Origin of the sequence: Streptomyces sp. SID3212, from assembly GCF_009865405.1 — a bacterium.
Classification (GTDB): Bacteria; Actinomycetota; Actinomycetes; order Streptomycetales; family Streptomycetaceae; genus Streptomyces.
Map to the genome: position 1 here is coordinate 1 of NZ_WWJY01001226.1, position 563 is coordinate 563.

General features: G+C 71.0%; 1 pseudogene. It reads left to right on the forward strand.

The features are described 5' to 3' along the window. A pseudogene (locus tag GT042_RS36475) lies at nucleotides 1-467 on the forward strand (NYN domain-containing protein); the annotation flags it as partial. Nucleotides 468-563 lie beyond the last annotated feature (96 nt).

Here is a 563-nt window from a genome sequence, read left to right on the forward strand (position 1 = left end):
GCACGGCGGCCGCGGCTGCGGGAGCGACGCTCCGGTGGTCCTCGGACAAGGGGTGGGTGGAGCGCCCGGGGGGCGGTGGCGGTGGTGGAGGCGGCGCGGCGGCCGAACCGCCCGAGACCGCGTCACTGCCGACGCTGGCGCAGCTCACCAGCGCGGAGCAGCGGTGGGCGGACCGGGAGGAGGACATCACCACGGTGGGGGGCGACCCCTTCGAGGTGGGCCAGGTCTTCGCACGACGCTGGATGGCACGGCTGCCGGAGCCGGGGCAGGTGCAGAAGCTGTCCGTGATGTACCCGAGGGTGCCGCATCGGATCGACGGGGAGTTGTTGCGGTATGCGGCGCGGTTCGGGTTGCTGGCGCACAAGGATGACCAGATCGATGAGCATGATCGCTATGCGATCCGGGCGGGGTTTTGGCGCGAGATCGATGGCCGGGTGTCGGAGGGGGCGCCCCCTGCGACGGCCTAGCCTTTCGGATGTCCTCAATCGCCGGACAGGCTTGGTTGTGGCCTGTGCCCGGTGCTCGGGCGCGACTTACCGATGTCCTCAATCGCCGGACGGGCT